Annotated in this window: 16 protein-coding genes; 7 read left to right on the top strand and 9 right to left on the bottom strand. The window is 67.1% G+C overall.

The features are described 5' to 3' along the window. Positions 1-9 precede the first annotated feature (9 nt). The 3 genes from B9Y64_RS17290 to B9Y64_RS17280 are packed head-to-tail and all read right to left on the bottom strand — an operon-like array spanning position 10 to position 2656. Positions 10-681, bottom strand: coding sequence for a VOC family protein (locus B9Y64_RS17290; protein WP_100441775.1), 672 nt, complete (start codon positions 679-681; stop codon positions 10-12). 54 nt (positions 682-735) lie between these two features. Next, positions 736-1815, bottom strand: coding sequence for an alpha/beta hydrolase family protein (locus B9Y64_RS17285; RefSeq protein WP_100441946.1), 1080 nt, complete (start codon positions 1813-1815; stop codon positions 736-738). A gap of 13 nt (positions 1816-1828) precedes the next feature. Further along, positions 1829-2656 carry an AraC family transcriptional regulator gene (locus tag B9Y64_RS17280; RefSeq protein ID WP_100441774.1) on the bottom strand — a complete coding sequence of 276 codons (828 nt, stop codon included), beginning with the start codon at positions 2654-2656 and terminating at the stop codon, positions 1829-1831. A gap of 200 nt (positions 2657-2856) precedes the next feature. On the opposite strand from B9Y64_RS17280, the gene B9Y64_RS17275 reads away from it, so the two are divergent. Both B9Y64_RS17275 and B9Y64_RS17270 read left to right on the top strand, forming a co-directional pair. Beyond that, positions 2857-5259: a TonB-dependent receptor plug domain-containing protein gene (locus B9Y64_RS17275; RefSeq protein WP_100441773.1), complete on the top strand. Its 2403-nt coding sequence runs from the start codon at positions 2857-2859 to the stop codon at positions 5257-5259. Next, positions 5259-6560 carry an aminotransferase class V-fold PLP-dependent enzyme gene (locus B9Y64_RS17270; RefSeq protein WP_100441772.1) on the top strand — a complete coding sequence of 434 codons (1302 nt, stop codon included), beginning with the start codon at positions 5259-5261 and terminating at the stop codon, positions 6558-6560. Before B9Y64_RS17275 ends, B9Y64_RS17270 begins: the two co-directional genes overlap by 1 nt. A 309-nt stretch (positions 6561-6869) precedes the next feature. Here the strand turns inward: B9Y64_RS17270 and B9Y64_RS17265 are convergent, their stop codons facing one another. The 4 genes from B9Y64_RS17265 to B9Y64_RS17250 are packed head-to-tail and all read right to left on the bottom strand — an operon-like array spanning position 6870 to position 10742. Then, on the bottom strand, positions 6870-8384 hold the full coding sequence (locus B9Y64_RS17265) for a PLP-dependent aminotransferase family protein (RefSeq protein ID WP_100441771.1): 1515 nt from the start codon (positions 8382-8384) through the stop codon (positions 6870-6872). Between the two features lie 9 nt (positions 8385-8393). Then, complete coding sequence (locus B9Y64_RS17260; protein WP_100441770.1) at positions 8394-8993, bottom strand: DUF6436 domain-containing protein; 600 nt, start codon at positions 8991-8993, stop codon at positions 8394-8396. Further along, positions 8993-9271, bottom strand: a complete 279-nt coding sequence (locus B9Y64_RS17255; RefSeq protein ID WP_238379932.1) for a hypothetical protein — start codon at positions 9269-9271, stop codon at positions 8993-8995. Before B9Y64_RS17255 ends, B9Y64_RS17260 begins: the two co-directional genes overlap by 1 nt. Before the next feature lie 55 nt (positions 9272-9326). Further along, complete coding sequence (locus B9Y64_RS17250; RefSeq protein ID WP_100441769.1) at positions 9327-10742, bottom strand: PLP-dependent aminotransferase family protein; 1416 nt, start codon at positions 10740-10742, stop codon at positions 9327-9329. A 182-nt stretch (positions 10743-10924) separates the two neighbouring features. Between B9Y64_RS17250 and cyoA the strand changes: the two genes are divergently transcribed. From cyoA to B9Y64_RS17225, 5 genes are read left to right on the top strand one after another with little or no spacing between them, the layout of a single operon-like run. Then, entirely contained in the window at positions 10925-11830 is a 906-nt protein-coding gene (cyoA, locus tag B9Y64_RS17245) for a ubiquinol oxidase subunit II (RefSeq protein ID WP_100441768.1), read from the top strand. Positions 11831-11835: 5 nt separating this feature from the next. Further along, positions 11836-13812 carry a cytochrome o ubiquinol oxidase subunit I gene (gene cyoB / locus B9Y64_RS17240; protein ID WP_100441767.1) on the top strand — a complete coding sequence of 659 codons (1977 nt, stop codon included), beginning with the start codon at positions 11836-11838 and terminating at the stop codon, positions 13810-13812. Beyond that, positions 13809-14444: a cytochrome o ubiquinol oxidase subunit III gene (gene cyoC / locus B9Y64_RS17235; RefSeq protein WP_100441766.1), complete on the top strand. Its 636-nt coding sequence runs from the start codon at positions 13809-13811 to the stop codon at positions 14442-14444. The genes cyoB and cyoC overlap by 4 nt, the downstream gene beginning before the upstream one ends. Before the next feature lies 1 nt (position 14445). Then, positions 14446-14778, top strand: a complete 333-nt coding sequence (gene cyoD / locus B9Y64_RS17230) for a cytochrome o ubiquinol oxidase subunit IV (RefSeq protein ID WP_006399830.1) — start codon at positions 14446-14448, stop codon at positions 14776-14778. An 11-nt stretch (positions 14779-14789) separates the two neighbouring features. After that, positions 14790-15470 (top strand): SCO family protein, encoded by a 681-nt coding sequence (locus B9Y64_RS17225; RefSeq protein ID WP_100441765.1) that lies wholly within the window; start codon positions 14790-14792, stop codon positions 15468-15470. A 116-nt stretch (positions 15471-15586) separates the two neighbouring features. Here B9Y64_RS17225 and B9Y64_RS17220 read toward each other — a convergent pair whose 3' ends face one another. Next, entirely contained in the window at positions 15587-16165 is a 579-nt protein-coding gene (locus B9Y64_RS17220) for a DNA breaking-rejoining protein (RefSeq protein WP_100441764.1), read from the bottom strand. After that, complete coding sequence (locus B9Y64_RS17215) at positions 16165-17931, bottom strand: S8 family serine peptidase (RefSeq protein ID WP_100441763.1); 1767 nt, start codon at positions 17929-17931, stop codon at positions 16165-16167. Before B9Y64_RS17215 ends, B9Y64_RS17220 begins: the two co-directional genes overlap by 1 nt. Positions 17932-18296: the final 365 nt, after the last annotated feature.

Here is an 18296-nt window from a genome sequence, read left to right as displayed (position 1 = left end):
CGCGTCGCGTCAGATCGCGGACACCTGCCAACCCAGGGTGTCGTCGCGCAGTTCACCGCGTCCCGTCACGTCGCCCAGCTGCACCACCAGGCCACGTGCGTTGGGCAGGTCCTTCAGTTCGGGGAACCAGCGGCGATCGGCGGCCACCACGATCAGCAGGCCCTCGTCGTCGCCCATCGGGGCGAACTGCGGCGAAGGCGGGCTGATCGGTTGCAGGCCGAAACGTTGATTGGACTGTTCGCGCACGGCGTCGACATCGTGGCTGGGCAGGCCGACTTCGCTCAGGCAGGTCAGCTCGCTGCCATGGAACTCGCCTTCGCGTGTACTGACGGGCAGTCGGCGGCGACCGATCAGTTCCAGGATCAGGCCATCGGGACCGGTGAAGTACACCGACTGCGACTGCCAGCTGCTTTCCAGTGCGAAGTAGTCCAGCCCGGCAGGATTACGCTGCAAGGGTGTGCGTTCGCGCAGCCAGGCCATCGCCTCGCCGAAGCGGTTGTCCGGCACATTGAAAGCCAGATGCACGCCGCCGACCGGGCGCCCTTCCGCAGGCTGCAGCTCGATCGTGCTCCAGCCGATGTGCACATGGTTGCCGACCACGCGCTGTTGCAGCACATCGTGAAAGTACGCAGCAACGGCGGCGACATCGGATACCGGCAGGGTGAGGTGAAGCAGGCGCATGACCGTTCCTCCATGGACGCGACTACTGTAGCGCCGGGCCACGCCCGGCGGCCACTAGTGCAGCGCGTCTGCGAAGAATCGCGCCGCTGCATCCACCGCCTGGGCATGGGTCTGCGTCTTCGGCACTGATGTAGTGCACAGCTCCGGCAACCGTTGCTGCCCGGTCGAAGTGCACGCGGCCAGGAAATCGTAGTGACCCACTTTCGGCAGGCGCATCAGTACCGCGCCCGGAATCAATGCCTGCGCCGTCTCACCATTGCTCGGCGGCGGCGCAACCGTGTCGGCCTCACCCAGCATGATGGACACTGGCATCCGCAACGAGGAAAGCTGTTCGGGTGCGAACGCCTGCACGATGGCCGGGGCCAGCAGGAACACCGCGCGTACGCCGGGAATCGCGCGCTGTGCGTCGGACTCGGCGATCCAGGGTGCGAGTGCGGGCGAAGCCGCAGCGGCCAGGCGCGCCTGCATCGTGTGCGTTGCCGCTTCCTGTTGCGGTTGGCAGACGCCGTCATCGGGATGCGCGGTACAGAACGCCAGCAGCCGTTGCAGGTCGGGGCGTGCGCCGGCGGCCAGCAGCGCGGTGTAACCACCGGCAGAGAAGCCGACCACGCCCAGCCGCTCGGGATCGACGTGCGGACCGAGAATCGAATCGGCCTGAACCGCCGCCAGTGCCGCACGCAGATCATCCGCGCGCAACCAGCTCAGCACGCTGCCGGGCAGGGTCATCTGGTCGGCACCGTTGTTGCCGGGATGATCGACAGCGATCACCAGATAGCCATTGCGCGCCAGCGCCGTACCCAGCCAGCCCATCATGCGTGCACTGCCGCCGTTGCCGTGCGACAGCAGCAGGGTCGGCAGGCGAGCGCCAATGACCGGGGCGTCCATCGCCGCACGACCGACATCGAACAGCGGCGCATCGGGTGGGCCAATGGTCAGTGCGGTTTCCCGGCTCCCGGCCGGTGCCGGATACCAGACCGTGTAGCGAAGGGTGTCGCGGTGCTGCGCATCACGCACGGCGGCGCTGGCCACCGTCGTGATGCCATGGCGTTCGCCGGTCGGCCCGGCTTCGCCGGCGGCGGCGGTGCTCGCCAGGCCGATCAGCATCATTCCCATCACAGCGGCGGTCACGCGCATCTTCAACTCCCTGTCAGCGGCGGCATTCATCAACCGGCAGCCAGATTTCCACGCCACCGTTGCCGGTGTGCTCGTCGAAACGGGTGTCGTAGCGTTCCAGGTCCGGTGCATCGGCCAGGCTGAGGCCGGAGCCGGGCAGGTAATGGTCCAGCAGCCAGAACCAGGTCGAGCGGATGGCCGAGATGTGCCCGCCGTGCCAGGCCACCAGATAGCGGCGCGCCGGCACGTCCACCCGTTGCCAGTGCGCGGGCATGCTCGACAGTGTGCTGGCGGGCAGCGCGGCGACGTAATCGAAGCCGCCATCGTCGTCGCTGTTGCAGCACACACCGAAGCTGATCGGAGCGGGCGCCGGCCATTCGCGGTTGAGCTGCGCCCATTGCCCGGGAATCGCACCGCCACTGTCGCGGGTATGCCGCATGCCGATGCCCACCACCTGGAAGGCCGGCGTGTCGAGCAGGCGCGGCGCTTCACCGCAGGGCGCCGGCGCATCATCCACGCGGATCGCCTGTACCAGCGCCAGGCCAGCGGTGCCCTGTTCGCGTACCCGCTCTGGCGTCTGCCCGAACTGTTCGCTGAAGGCACGGGTGAACGCTGCATGGGTGGTATAGCCGGCGCCCAGCGCGACCTGCAGGATGTCGCCCGCGCCGCTGGCCAACCGCTGCGCGGCAGCGGTCAGGCGCCGTCCGCGCAGATAGCGCACCACCGAGGTGCCGGTGCGGGCCTGGAACAGGCGTGACAGATGGAACGGCGAAAGCCCCGCGGCGGCGGCAATATCGGCCAGCGCCAATGGCTGCTCCGCATGGGTTTCGATGTACCACAACGCCTTGCCTGCCGCGCTCATCCTGCCGTTCCCCGAATCCAATGCCGGCACAGTAGCGGATCGGCCGTCGCGGCGTTTAGCAGTTCTTGCGCTGGTACGGCATCAAGCTGTCGTACTGACGTCATGCCTCCTTCACACATCGCGCCGAGACTGCGCGCCTTGTCCAGGCCTGTTGTGTCCGCACAGGTGCTGGCCCTGTCGCGTCCTCCCGGAGCCCTGCCGTGCATCGTTCGAAGCTTTCGCGTTCCATCCTCCTTGCCCTTTCCATGGCCAGCGCAGGAGGCGCGATCGCTGCACAGGCCGACGCGGCCGATGCTGCGGGCAGCAGCCGCGCGGCACCCACCCAGCTCGACGCGATGCTGGTTACCGGCACCCGCGCGTCCAACCGCACCCAGTTCGAAACGCTGGCGCCGGTGGACGTGTTCACCAAGGAAGACATCAGGTCCGTCGAATCCACCGACCTGAAGGACGTGCTGGCCCAGCTGGTGCCATCGTTCGTGGTGCAGCGCCTGCCGATGGCGGACGGCCAGGTGTTCGTGCGTCCGGCTACCCTGCGTGGCCTGTCGCCGGACCAGACCCTGGTGCTGGTCAACGGCCGCCGCTTCCACCGCAGCGCGCTGCTCGGCAACCGCGGTGCGCAGGCGGCCGATCTGGCACAGATCCCAACCAGTGCGATCAAGCGCATCGAAGTGCTGCGGGATGGCGCATCGGCGCAGTACGGCTCGGATGCCATCGCCGGTGTCATCAACATCATCCTCGAGGACGGCCCAGGCACCGAGATCACCGCCGGCTACTCGCAGTACGCGCAGGGCGATGGCGCGTCGCGTGACTTCAGTGCGCGCACCGGCTGGTCGCTGGGCGACTATGGCAGCCTGGTGCTGTTCGCCGAATCGTCCAACTCCGACGCCACTTCGCGGTCCCGTCAGCGCCCGGATGCGATCGCCTTCCAGGCTGCACATCCGCAGCTGGATGTGCCCAATCCGGTGCAGCGCTGGGGCCAGCCGGAGCTGGAAAGCCGCCGCGTCGGCTTCAACGTGAAAGCCAACGCCAGCGATACGCTGGAACTCTACGCGTTTGGCCTGTACAGCCACAGCGATGGCGTCAGCGATTTCAACTGGCGCAACCCGGACACCACCACCGGCGCGTATCGGAACACCGCCATCTTCCCCGGCTGGAACCTGCGCTCGCTGTATCCGGTGGGCTTCAGCCCGCAGTACGGCAACACGCAGAACGATCTGCAGCTGGTCGGCGGCCTGCGCGGTGAGATCACGCCCAAGCTGCGCTGGGATGTCAGTGCCTCGTATGGCCGCAACGCCATCGACTACAGCCTGAAGAACTCGATCAATGCCTCGCTCGGGCCGGCCAGCCCGACCGACTTCGATCTTGGCCGCCTGACCCAGACCGAGAAGAACGCCAACGCCGACTTCAACTACGAGTGGGATGTCGGCGCGCTGTCCAAACCGATCAACGTCGCCTTCGGCGGCGAGTTCCGCCAGGAGACCTACCAGGTGCGTGCCGGTGACCCGGCCTCGTATGCGGTGGGTCCGGGCGCGGCCGCGGGCCTGGAAGCCAACTCCAACGGTGCACCGGGGTTCTCGGCCAGCCAGGCCGGGCAGTGGAGCCAGCGCAGCAAGGCGGCCTATGTGGATATGGAAGTGCCGCTGGGTGAGCGCTGGAGCATCGGTGCGGCCAGCCGCTACGAGGACTTCTCCAGCTTCGGCAGCACGCTGGACGGCAAGCTGTCGGCGCGCTTTGCGATCACCCCGGACGTGGCGCTGCGTGGCACCGTGTCCACCGGCTTCCGTGCGCCGACGCCGGCGCAGCTCAACACCACCAGCACCACCCAGGGGCTGGACACGCGCACGCTGCAGATCTTCACCAGTGGCCGCCTGTCGCCGAACGATCCGCTGGCCCAGCTGCTCGGTGCCAGGCCGCTGAAGCCGGAAGAATCGCGCACCGCGTCGCTGGGCCTGACCTGGCGCACCGACCTGGGCCTGTCCGGCTCGGTGGACGTCTACCAGATCAAGCTCACCGACCGCTTCAGCCAGTCGGCCAGTTTCGCCCTTCCGGCCGGCACTCCCAATCCGCTGGGGTATACCTCGGTGAACTACTTCACCAACGACTTCGACACCACCACCACCGGTGTGGACGTGGTCGGCAATTACCTGCGCGACCTCGGCGCCGGTCGCATGACGCTGACCCTGGCCTACAACTTCAACCGCACCCGCGTGGATAACGGCAGTACCTCGGTGGCCACCAACGAGACCCAGCGCGTGCTGTTCGAAGATCGCCTGCCCGAGCACAAGGGCAGCCTGACCGGCAGCTGGGATGTCGGCGCCTGGTCGCTGATGGCACGCATGCGCTACTACGGCGCCTGGACCGACTCCAGCGGCAATGCGGTAGGCGATATCTACCAGCGCTTCGGCGCGATGAGCTTCCTCGACCTGGCCGTCGGCTATCGCATCAACGAGCACCACAGCCTGCGCGTCGGCGCCGACAACGTGCTCGACCGCTACCCCGATGAGGCCGTCTTCCAGGCCAGCCGTGGCCTGGTCTACTCGCGCAACGCGCCGTATGACACCGACGGCGCCAACCTGTACGCACAGTACCGGCTGAGCTTCTGATGGACCCGGCCCGCCGCTCCCTGTTGCGTGCCGGCACCTTGCTGCCGGCCGCAGCCGCACTGTCTTCACTGCCTGCCCTGGCTGCCGCGCGTTACGCTGCACCCATGCAGATTCCCGCAACGACCGTGGCGCCGGACGTGCTGGCCCGCGATGAAGGCTACTGGGCCACCGTGGCCAGCCACTTCGACATCACCGACGAAGTGAACCATCTGGAGAACGGCTACTGGGGCGCGATGGGCCGCGAGACCCTGGCCAGCTACCAGCGCCACACCGCTGAAGTGAACCGTGGCAACGCCTGGTATGGCCGTCGTGAATTCCCTGCGCAGTACATGGCGGTGCAGCGGCAGGTCGCCGAGCTGCTGGGCGTGGGCGCCGACGAGATTGCACTGACCCGCGGCGCAACCGAGGCGATGCTCGCGCTGATCGGCGGCTACAACCGTCTGCAGCCTGGCGACCAGGTGCTGTATGCCGACATCGACTACGACAGCATGATCGGCGCGATGCGCTGGCTGCAGCAGCGCCGTGGCGTGCAGGTCGAGCGCATCGCGCTGCCGGCGGTGCCCGGGCATGCGCAGATCCTGCAGGCCTACGAGGCCGCGTTCGCGCGCCTGCCACGCCTGAAACTGGTGCTGCTGACCCAGGTCAGCCACCGCCATGGGCTGGTATTGCCGGTGGGGGAGATCGCCGAGCGTGCACGCGCACGCGGTATCGACGTGATCGTCGATGCCGCCCATGGGTTTGGCCAGATCGACTACGCGGTGCCGCAGCTCAAGGCCGATTTCTTGGGCATCAACCTGCACAAGTGGATCGGCGCGCCGGTTGGCGTCGGCGCGATGTACGTGCGCAAAGGCCGCGTTGCGGACCTCGACCCGTACATGGGCGAGACCGATGACGGCCGCGTGGGCAGCCGCGTACACACTGGCACGGTCAACTTCGCCGCCTACCTGGCGCTGCCGGAGGCGATCGCGCTGCACCAGCGCATCGGTGTGGCCAACAAGCAGGCGCGCCTGCGCTACCTGCGGGAGCGCTGGACGCTGCCGGCGCGGCAGATGGCGCACATCGAAGTGCTGTCTTCGCCCGATCCGGCGTTGGCCAGCGCATTGGCCAGCTTCCGCCTGCGCGGGCGCTCCAGTGTGGCTGACAACATCGCACTGCAGAAGCGGCTGCTGGACGAGCATCGCGTGTTCACCACGCACCGCGACGGGTTGGAATCCGGCGCCTGCGTGCGGGTGACGCCGTCGGTGTTCACCCGGCCGGAGCAGATGGATGCGCTGGTGCAGGCGCTGGCGGCGTTGGCCTGACCCTGCTTTGGTAGATGCCAACCTTGGTTGGCACCGGTGTTGCCCCTGTGGGTGCCGACCGTTGGCCGGCAAGCCCCCAGGTCCGGTGGGTGCCGACCGTTGGCCGGCAAGCCCCCAGGTCCGGTGGGTGCCGACCGTTGGCCGGCAAGCCCCCAGGTCCGGTGGGTGCCGACCGTTGGTCGGCAATCCCCCCAGGTCCGGTGGGTACCGACCGTTGGTCGGCAATCCCCCCAGGTCCGGTGGGTGCCGACCGTTGGTCGGCAATCCCCCCAGGTCCGGTGGGTGCCGACCGTTGGTCGGCACGCCCCCCTACCGCTCGATCGCCGGTAACGCATCCGACAGCAACAGCCGGTCGATGCGACGCAGTGCGCTCTCCAGCTGCCGGCGATCTGCCGCCAGCCCCAGTGACAGCCGCACGCCGTCCTGATGCAGCACCCCCGGTGGGCAGAATGCCGAGGACGGTGCGATGGCCAGCCCCTGCAGCTGCGCGGTACGCACCAGCGTGGCGTCGGTCCATGGCGCCGGCGCCCGGCACCAGGCGTGCAGGCCTTCGGCGCGCAGCAGCAGCGATGGCGCCAGCAGGTAGCGCGCCATGCGCACACGCTCGCGCGCCTCGGTGCGCACCTGGGCCAGCAGCGATTGCGCCGAACCATCCAGCAGCAGCTGGCTGGCCAGCGCCGACACCAGTGGATGCGCCATCAACCGGGTGGCCCGCAAGGCCGATGCCATCGCCTCGGCGTGCGCGGCGCTCGGGCAGCGCACGAAGGCGGTGCGCAGCCCGGGGCTGATCACCTTCGACAGCGTCGCCACATGGAACACATGGCACGGTGCCAGTGTTGCCAGTGGAATCGGCGCATTTTCGGCAAGGTGCCAGTACGGATCGTCTTCGATCGCCAGCAGCCGCTCGCTTTCCAGTACGCGTGCCAGCGCTTGGCGCCGCTGCAACGGCAACGTCAGTGCAGTCGGGTTCTGGCAGGTGGGGTTGAGATAGACCAGCCGTGCGCCGCTGTTGCGTGCTTGCCGGGCCAGCGCCTCGGGGCACATGCCGTGCTCGTCGCTGTCCACCGGCAGCAGTCGTCGGCCCAGCGCGGCCGCGGCCTGCAGCAGGCCCGGGTAGACCAGCGTGTCGCACAGGATCGCGTCGCCATCACGGCCCTGGCTGACCAGGATGGCGGCCAACGCCACCTGGGCGCCTTCGGTCAGCAGCAGGCAGGCATCCTCTACCGCGCCGAGCATCGGTTGCAGCCAGCGCGCCGCGGCGTGGCGATCGGTGGGGTTGCCGCCGCCCAGGTGATAGGTCATCAGGTTTGGCGCATTGCTGCGCGCAAGCACGGCGGCAGCACCGCGGCGCAGCGTCTCGGCCAGCGCATCGGCATCGGGCACCGGCGGCACGTTCATGCTCAGGTCCACCACCTGGTCGAAGCCGGCCTTGGGCGGTGCGATGAAACTGCCTTGTGGCCCACGCGCCTCGATCAGGCCGCGCTTGCGTGCTTCATCGAATGCCCGGGTTACCGTGGTCAGGTCGACGCCGAGCTGCTGCGCCAACGCGCGCTGCGAGGGCAGGCGTTGTCCCGGCGCAAGTGCGCCGCGGCGCACCGTGCGTTCCAGTGCGTTGACGATGCGCAGGTAGATCGGCCCGTTGTGCGCGAGCACGTCCTGCACCCACTCGCGGGCTGCGACATCCGGTCGCGGCATGTACGGAGCATGTCGGGGCGTATCGTTGCCTGCAACGGCGGGAGCCTGTCCATAACCATCGGTCGGTTCGGACAGGTGACCGCCGTTGTTGTCTGTGGCGGCCGCACCGGCCAGCGTCAGTGATGTCATTGCGCGTCCTCAGCGCTTGGCCTGCCAGGGGCAGTAGCAACCCACGGCAAGCAGTCCTTTCGGGCGCACGGTTTCGCCGCGCACCAGTTTGTCCAGCAGTGGTTCGACGAAGCTGTTGGCCGAGTTGCAGACCATGCCGATGCTGTACGGGCCGGCATAGGCGAGGTGGCCCTGGCGGTCCCAGATCGCCACGGCGGGGCTGGCCGGAATGTGCTCGATGCCATCGATGGTCGGCAGGTTGATCACCTTGTTGCGCAGCGGCCCCGGCAGTTCGCCCTGGGTGCCGGGGCGGCGGATGGCATAGAAATCGATGCCGGCGCGGCGGTACATGCTGATCAGGTAGCTCAGGTGCGCACCGGTTTCGCGGTTGCAGACCGCACACGCCGGGTCCCAGAAATGCACTACGCGGATGCGGCCGGTGTCACCGGCCAGATTGGCCGGCAGGCGCAGTTGCGAGTCGTCGAAGACGATGGCCTGTTCGGTGAAGGTGGACTGCGCGCTGTAGCCGAAGTACTGCCACAGCGCAGCCCCGACGCCGGCCATGAACAGGCAGGCGAGGGCGATCATCGCCGGCAGCAGCCAGCGACGGCGCGGCGCGGCTGCACCCATCAGGACGCTTCCTCGCCGAACTTGTGCACGTACTGCTTGCGCATCTCCCGGCAGGAGTCGGCCTGCGCGCGGCGCTGGATCGCGCTACGCGACGGATCCTCGCTGCGCTGCACGCATTGCTCGATGGCGTGGCGTTCGGCCGCCTGCACATCCACCGTCTGCGGCTGCAGGCAGACCCAGGCCAGTGCGCCCAGCATCACCACCACAAAACCACCACACCCGGCCATCACCAGGTGGAACCTCAGTTTCTCGGCGCGCATCGAGGCACGTCCCTTCATCCATACATTGCATACAAAATATCATCTTGTATGGATAATGCACCATGCGCCCGGTTCAGACGATGGCGTTGTGCCGGGCCTCGGGGGCTTCAGACAGGATCTCGTTGAGCTTGGCCAGCGCCCCGGCCAGCGCGCCCTGGTCGACCGCGCCGCCCAGTGACAGGCGGATGGCGTTGCCCGGTGGCGGTTCTTCCACGCTGAAGGCGTCGGAGCTGGCAATGCCCAGCCCCTGTTCCTGTGCGGCCTGGATCAGCCGGTACTGGTCCAGCCGCGGCGGCAGCGGCAGCCATACGTGCAGGCCGGCCGGGTGCGCCCGCGCGCGGGACGGCAGGTACTGCGCGGCAATCGCCTGGCGCTCGCGCAGCTCCTGCTGGAAGCGCTGCACCATGTCCTGGGCCTGGCCGCTGCGGATCCACTGCGAGGCCACCGCCACCATCGACTGGGTCGGCATCAGCGCGATCGCGCGCAGGGCGTCCAGCACCGGCTCCATCGGCTCGCCGGCCGGCACCACCAGGTAGGCAGTGCGCAGGCCCGGTGCCAGGCACTTGGACAGGGTGGAGATGTAATAGACCGGGCAGCCGGCATCGCGGTGGGCGGCCAGCGGTGGTGCGGCGTCCCCGGCCAGCAACCAGTAGGGATCGTCTTCGATCACGGTCAGATCGTGGCGCTTGGCCACCGCCAGCAGGGCCTGCCGGCGCTGCGCCGACATCGTCGCCGTCGTCGGGTTCTGGATGGTCGGCACCAGGTACAGCAGGCGCGGGCGGCGCAGCTGGCAGGCCTCCTCCAGCGCTTCGGGGAGCATGCCTTCGGCGTCCATCGCCACTGGCACCACGCTCCGCTGCAGCACGCGCGCGGCGGCCAGCAGGCCCGGGTAGGTCAGCTGCTCGGCGGCAATCAGCTCGCCCGGCTGGGTGCGGGCCAGGATCAGCGCACACAGCGCGGTCTGCGCGCCGGGGCAGATCACCACCTGGTCGGCACCGACCGTGCCCAGCATCGGCGACAGCCACTGTACGGCGGCGGCGCGGTCCTCGCGGGTGCCGGCGCCGACGTGGTAGCTCATCAGCTCGCCCTGGCCCAGCTGCTGGCCCACGTGCTGGAAGCCGGCCTCCATGCCCTGTGCGAACGGCGCGCTGCCCAGCAGCGGCGGGATGTTCATGCTCAGGTCCACCGAGGTGCTGCGGTTGCCGGCCGACAGCGCGATGAAGGTGCCGCCAGCGCCCTGCGCATCCAGCAGGCCGGCCTGGCGCAGCTCGGCGAAGGCACGGGTGACCGTGGTCAGGTCCACGCCCACCTGCTGGGCCAGGTCGCGCTGCGGTGGCAGCCGGTCGCCGGGGCGCAGCACACCGTCATCCACCGCCTCGCGCACCTGCTGGGCGATCTGCAGGTACAGCGGGCCGGCGCCCTCGCGGAAGGGGCGAACCCAGGTGCGATTGGGGTGTTTCAGGCGGCGGCCGGCGGCAGGTGGCGTCATCGGTCAGTTTTTCCATACGTGCAGATGCACAAGTCCATACAATGCTGTATCTTGTATGGGCTTGATTGGAGTGGATCGCCTGTTTGTAGGTGACCTCGTACCCACAGTGTAGCCGCTCCACGCCCGGGCGCTGCGCACAGGCGAGCCGGTCAAGCGCGCTTCTTCAACAGGGTTGACCTCCAATGAATATCTGCTGGAACCGCATCCGCCTGGCGCTGGTCGCCCTGGCCTGCATCGGCCTGTCGGGCTGTGACTGGGTGCTGCTGGATTCGAAGGGCATGGTCGGGCTCGCCCAGCGCGACCTGATCCTGATCTGCATCGGCGTGATGCTGATCGTGGTGATACCGGCCATCGTGCTGACCTTCGTATTCGCCTGGCGCTTCCGCGCCGGCAACACCAAAGCGAAATACACGCCGGACTGGTCGCACTCCACCAGGGTGGAGATCGTGGTCTGGGGCGTGCCGTTGCTGATCATTGCCGGCCTGGCGGTGATCGTGTGGAAGTCGACCCACGAGCTGGACCCGTACAGGCCGCTGGACGTGGCCGGTGAACCGCTGCACGTGGACGTGATCGCCACCGACTGGAAGTGGGTGTTCGTGTACCCGGACCTGGGCATCGCCACGGTCAACCAGCTCAACTTCCCGGCCAATCGCCCGCTGGCGTTCAACATCACTTCCAACTCGACGATGAATACCTTCTTCATCCCGCAGCTGGGTGGGCAGATCTACGCGATGGCCGGCATGCGCACGCAGCTGCACCTGATCGCCAACGAGCCGGGCCAGTTCCGTGGCATGTCCGGCAACTACAGCGGGCATGGCTTCTCGAACATGAAGTTCATCGCCACCGCCAGCAGCAACGAAGAGTTCGATCGCTGGGTGGCCGAGGTGCGCAGCGCACCGGACGCCCTCAGCTTCGCGCAGTTCAAGGCGCTGGCCGCACCGTCGAAGAATGCACCGGTGCAGCACTTCTCCAGCGTTGAGCCGCTGCTGTTCAAGAAGGTCATCGACCAGTTCATCGGCGTCGGTGAGAACACCGCTGCTGCCACCCCGGCGGGCGCTGCCGGCGGTGCCCAGGTTTCCCAGGAGTAACGAACATGTTGGGTAAATTGACGTGGGAGGCCGTGCCGCTGCACGAGCCGATCGTCGTGGTCACATTGGCGGCCATGGTGCTGGGCGGCCTCGCGCTGCTTGGCGCGGTGAGCTACTTCAGGCTGTGGGGCGTGCTCTGGCGCGACTGGTTCACCACCGTGGACCACAAGAAGATCGGCATCATGTATGTGGTGGTGGCGCTGGTCATGCTGGTGCGCGGCTTTGCCGATGCGCTGATGATGCGCGCGCAGCTGGCCGCGGCTGGGCCGGGCAGTGATGGCTTCCTGCCCCCCGAGCACTACGACCAGATCTTCACCGCGCACGGCGTGATCATGATCTTCTTCGTGGCCACCCCGTTCGTGGTCGGCCTGATGAACATCATCGTGCCGCTGCAGATCGGTGCACGCGACATGGCGTTCCCGTTCCTCAACGCCTTCAGCTTCTGGATCTTCGTGGTCGGCGCAGCGCTGATGATGATCTCGCTGGGCGTCGGCGAATTCGCCATGACCGGCTGGGTGGCCTATCCGCCGCTGTCGGGCATCGAGTTCAGCCCCGGCGTTGGCGTGGACTACTACATCTGGGCGTTGCAGGCCTCGGGCATCGGCACGCTGCTGACCGGCGTCAACCTGTTCATCACCATCCTGCGCATGCGTGCGCCGGGCATGACCCTGATGAAGATGCCGGTGTTCACCTGGACCGTGCTGGTCACCAGCGTGATCATCATCGCCGCCTTCCCGATCCTGACCGTGGCGCTGGGCGCGCTCACCCTGGATCGCTACCTGGACTTCAACTTCTACACCAACACGTTGGGCGGCAACCCGATGATGTACGTGAACCTGGTGTGGGCCTGGGGCCACCCGGAGGTGTACATCCTGGTGCTGCCGGCGTTCGGCATCTTCTCGGAAGTCACCGCCACGTTCGCGCGCAAGAAGCTGTTCGGCTACAAGTCGATGGTCGGCGCCACGCTGGCGATCGGCATCCTGTCGTTCATCGTCTGGCTGCACCACTTCTTCACCATGGGCTCCGGTGCCAGCGTCAACGCCTTCTTCGGCATCATGACGATGATCATCGCCATTCCCACCGGCGTGAAAATCTTCACCTGGCTGTTCACCATGTACGGCGGCCGCGTCGAGTTCAGCGTGCCGATGCTGTGGACCATCGCCTTCCTGGTGACCTTCACCATCGGCGGCATGACCGGCGTGCTGCTGGCCATTCCGGGCGCGGATTTCCTGCTGCACAACAGCCTGTTCCTGGTGGCCCACTTCCACAACACCATCATCGGCGGCGCGCTGTTCGGCTACCTGGCCGGCTTCGCCTACTGGTTCCCGAAGGTGTTCGGCTTCACCCTCAACGAGCGCCTGGGCAAGTGGTCGTTCGCCTGCTGGGTGATCGGTTTCTACCTGGCCTTCATGCCGCTGTACATGCTGGGCTTCATGGGCATGACCCGCCGCATGAACCAGTACGACAACCCGGCGTGGACGCCGTACCTGATCGCCGCCTTCATCGGTGCGCTGTTCGTGTTCGCGGGCATCATCCTGATGCTGGTGCAGATCTACGTGAGCGTGCGCGACCGCAAGCGCAACCTGGACCTGACCGGTGACCCGTGGAACGCACGCACGCTGGAATGGGCCACGCCGTCGCCGCCGCCGTTCTACAACTTCGCCGTGGTGCCCAAGGCCGATGAGCTGGATGCCTTCCACGAAGCGAAGAAGCGCGGCCTGCCGCCGCCGCCGAAGAAGTACGCGCCGATCCACATGCCGAAGAACACCGGCGTGCCGCTGATCCTCAACATCTGGATCCTGGTGCTGTGCTTTGCCCTGGTCTGGCACATCTGGTGGATGGCCGCGGCCAGCTTCATCGCGATGATCGTCACCCTGATCGTGCGGTCCTACGACGAGGACGTGGACTACTACGTCAGTTCCGCAGAGGTGGCGCGCACCGAAGCGGCCAGCCTGGCCAAGTTGAAGGAGGCACGCGCATGAACCTGTTGACCCGCCCGGAGCTGGCCAGCGACACGCAGGCGCACGCGGACCACCACGAACACGACCATGGCCACGAACAGGGCGGCATGAAGGTGTTCGGCATGTGGGTCTACCTCATGTCCGACCTGGTGCTGTTCGGTTCGCTGTTCGCCTCGTACGCGGTGCTCAGCACCGCCTACGCCGGTGGCCCCACCGGCAAGGACCTGTTCTCGCTGCCGTTCGTGATGGCCGAGACCTTCCTGCTGCTGGTGTCCAGCATCACCTACGGCCAGGCCGTACTGGCGATGCATCGCCACGATGCCCCGGCGGTGCTGCGCTGGCTGGGCGTGACCTTCGTGCTCGGTGCCTCGTTCATCGGCATGGAGATCTACGAGTTCTCGCACCTGATCCACGAAGGCGCCGGCCCGAGCACCAGTGCCTACCTGTCGGCGTTCTTCGCGCTGGTCGCCACCCACGGCCTGCACGTGGCCAGCGGCCTGATCTGGATGGCGGTGGTCATGCACCAGGTCTACAGCCGTGGGCTGACCCCGACCAACATCACCCGCGTTTCATGCCTGAGCCTGTTCTGGCACTTCCTGGACCTGGTGTGGATCTGCGTCTTCACCTTCGTCTACCTGATCGGAGCCTTCTGACATGGCCCACGTCGAAACCTCGCGCGCCGGCAATGCGCACGGCTCCACCAAGTCCTACCTGATCGGCTTCGTGCTGTGCGCGCTGCTGACCGTGGTGCCGTTCGCGCTGGTGATGAACCCGGTGTTGTCGCGGCCGCTCACGCTGTTCCTGCTGGTCGGCTTCGCGGTGGCGCAGATCCTGGTGCAGCTGGTCTATTTCCTGCACATGGACCGCAAGTCCGAAGGTGGCTGGAACCTGGCCAGCTTCGTGTTCACCCTGGTGATCCTGTTCATCGTCGTCGCACTGTCGGTCTGGATCATCTGGAGCATGCACTACCACATGATGATCAACTGAGCCTGCGAACCGTGAAAGGCATTGTTTTCCCCCATCGTGGCCTGCGGCTGGCGGCAGGCCTGCTGCTCGGCCTGCTGGCCGGCTGCAGCGCGCAGTCGCGCATGGACTTCTACGCGAAGGACATCGCCTGCGAAGAACTTGGCCAGCGCTGGTCGATGCCCGACAGCCACGGCACCGTGCGTGGCCCGAAGGACCTGCAGGGGCAGGTGACCTATCTGTTCTTCGGCTTCACCAGCTGCCCGGACGTGTGCCCGACCACGATGGTCGAGCTGAGCCAGGTGAAGCACCTGATGGGCAAGGATGCCGATCAGCTGCAAGTGGTGTTCGTCAGCGTCGACCCGGCCCGCGACACGCCGGAAGTCGCGCGCACCTATGTGGAAGCGTTCGACCCCAGGGCGATCGCGCTGGTCGGCAACGAAGCGCAGCTGGCGGCGATGGCCAGCGACTTCAAGGCGTTCTACGAGAAGGAGCCAGGCCAGGTACCGGATACCTACACCATGAGCCACATCGCCGGTGGCTACGTGTTCGACCGCCAGGGCCGCCTGCGCCTGTTCGCGCCCTACGGCATGCCGGTGGACAGGCTGTTCTCCGACGTGCAGCGCCTGCTGCTGGAACCGGCACATCCTGCCGCTGGCAACGACGCACTGGCCAGCTGCGGCCTCACCCACAGCGGTACGCTCGCCGCCCGCTGATGCCGGTCCTGCGCCTGGGCAATATGGGTGGGTGCCGACCGTTGGTCGGCACACCCCTCCCAGATCAATCCCCGGCCGGCCAGGAGAGCCAGCCGGCCGGGGCACCACTCAACGCTTTACCTGGTTTCTTCCCACTGCACCACGTCCGGCTCGGTCGCGCGGATACCGGCGGTGGACAGCAGCTTGCTGGTCGCATCCAGCGCCGCGTTCACCGACGGGTACTCCACGATGGCCTGGCCCGAAGCCTTCGACACCTTCACCACGGTGCCGCCAGTGGCGGTTGCCGCGCGCTGGGCAGACGCTGCATCGGTAAAGAACACCTTGACGCGCGAGGTGGCCACCACCGGTGCTCCGTCATGGGACACCGCCGCTGCGAACTTGCCAGCGCCGGCATCAACGGCCGCTGCCGCTGCGCCATCCAGCGAGCGCTTGGTACGCGAGCTGGTGGTCGCCGCTGCCTGCGGCGTGATCGTGAACTGGCCGCCGCTGGCCTGCTTCACCGTGGTCGAGGGCGACAGCTGGAAACGCGTGCCGCCCACATCGAAGGCGCGGCCGGTGGCGGAGGCCTTCAGTTCCTGTGCATCCACGGTCGACAGGGTCCTGGCCGGAGGGGTCTGCCCCGAGCTCTGCGCCCAGGCAGGGGAGGTCATCGCCGCGAAGGCGAGCGTGCTCAACAGAATGGTCGTCTTCATCATCAGTGCCCCAGAACGCGGATCTTGAAGAATTCGAGGTTGCCGCGCGATGCAGCGGTCGCGGCCTGCCCCATGTCGGTTACTTCCAGCGTCCAGGTGCCGGTGGCATTCTCATCCAGGAAGGCATTGCTGGACAGCAGGTCCCAGCTGGTGAAGTTGCTCTGCGCGCCGCCGGTACCCGAACCGATCGCGGTGAACGCCGGTTGCACCACGCTGCGGGTGCCGCTGGGCGAAACCAGCACGAACTGCAGCTGGCGGGTGTTGCGGTGGTTGACCCGGAAGCCCAGCTGCACGCTTTCGATGTTGCGCGCGCCGTTGGCCAGCTGGAAGGTCAGGCGTGCGGCGGCGGCCGAGGTGTTGCCGATGGCCACGGTGCGCGTCGTGTTGCGCCAGCCACTGTCGACCAGCGGACCCAGCGACTGGAAGTTCTCGGCGACCTCCACCGCACGCGCGGCGTTGACCACGCCAAAGCCGTACCAGTTGCTGTAGGCACGGTTGGCCGCGTTCACCGTCCAGCCCGGCACCAGCGTACGCCCGTCGGCCAGCGTCACCGCCGGCTGGTTCGGGTGGTTGCGGGTGGCGGTGGTGGCCAGGATGTACTTCACATCGCGGTAGGACAGGTTCGGATTGGCTTCCAGCACCAGTGCCGCCACGCCCGATACCATCGGCGCCGAGGCCGAGGTGCCATTCATCTTGGCAGTGTAGTTGCAGGTGCTGTCGATGGCCGACAGATTGCTGTCCAGCGTGTTCTGGCGGTTGGTGTTCTTGTTGCTGCCCTGCGCGCATCCGGTCACGTCGGTGGTGACGATGGCCGGATCGTAGGCGCGTGCCACCAGGCCAGGTGCGTACTGCGCCTGCAGGCCGTACTCGCCACCAAACGCCGAGACCCACAGCGCCGAGCCGGTGGAGGAGTACGACGAGCGCACGCCATCGGCGCGTACCGCCGCCACGGTGATCACGTTGAACAGGTTGTTGCGCGGATCGCGGCCGGCCGGCACGCAGCCGGTGTTGCGGTTCTTGGTGTCGGCGGTGCAGACATCCTGGGTCTGGCTGATCGAGGCATTGTTGAAGTTGTTGCCGGCCGACTTCACGTAGATGCCGCCGCGGCCACCCCGCGTGCCCGACAGCGCCTGCTCGTACGAACGTATCGTGTTCTCGCTGTACGCCAGCGGCAGGTTCGGATTGCCCGGGCCGGCGCCCCAGCTGTTGTTGAACACCTGCACGTCGGCCGATTCCGCGCCGTCCCACCAGGCGTATTCGATGTTGCTCTGCTGGTTGCCCAGGGCCGAGCGTGAAATCGGGTTGAAGCCCTTCAGCGTCGCTGCCGGGGCCACGCCGCGCACGCCCAGGTTGTTGGCGCCCACCGCACCGGCGATGCCGCCGACCATGGTGCCGTGGTTGTCGACGTCCGGGTTGGACGGAGTGGGGTTGTTGGACCCGTTGATGAAGTTCTTGCCAGCCACCGCGGCCACGTTGGCCGCCAGGTCCGGATGCGCGATCTGCAGGCCGTCATCGACGATGGCGATGGTGACGCCCTGGCCGCGGATGCCATTGCGGAACAGGCCATCCACATTCAGATCGTTGCCGGCCACCGGCAGCGTGTCGGCCGGGACTGTCTGCCCGGTGTTGAGCAGGTGCCACTGGATTCCGGCCAGTGGATCGGCCTGCTGGGCCTGGGCGGTGGCGGCCAGGCTGCCCAGCACCAGGGCAGTGGCAAGGGCCAGGCGCGCGGAACGCGGTGGCGCGGAGCGTTGCGTGTGTCGCTTCATACACGAATCCTTCTGTTGTGAATCGGCATGGCAGGACGGCGGGGCGGAACTGCCCCATCGCAACGAGCCAAACGCGACACAACGAAGAACCCCCTACCTCTTCACATCAGCAATCTGCAGATATGCCAATTGCGTCACAAACACTTATGCCGTGCGGTAATGACGCCTGCACATTCCTGCAGCGCCGAGCCCATGCCCGGCTGCCTTGCACATTGGACCGTTCGATCAGCCGAGCATGGGCTTGTATGTTCCTCCCGGCTCCTACGAGGTATGTAGGAGCCAGGGTGGAGGGACCGTCAACATGATATCTGCGGGTACCAGCCGACAGACGAGCCGAGCGATCCCCATCCCGCACCTTAACGTCG

Origin of the sequence: Stenotrophomonas maltophilia, from assembly GCF_002799245.1 — a bacterium.
GTDB classification, from domain to species: Bacteria; Pseudomonadota; Gammaproteobacteria; order Xanthomonadales; family Xanthomonadaceae; genus Stenotrophomonas; species Stenotrophomonas maltophilia_S.
The sequence above is the reverse complement of the archived record's forward strand: the minus strand, read 5'-3'. Positions and strand labels throughout refer to the sequence as shown.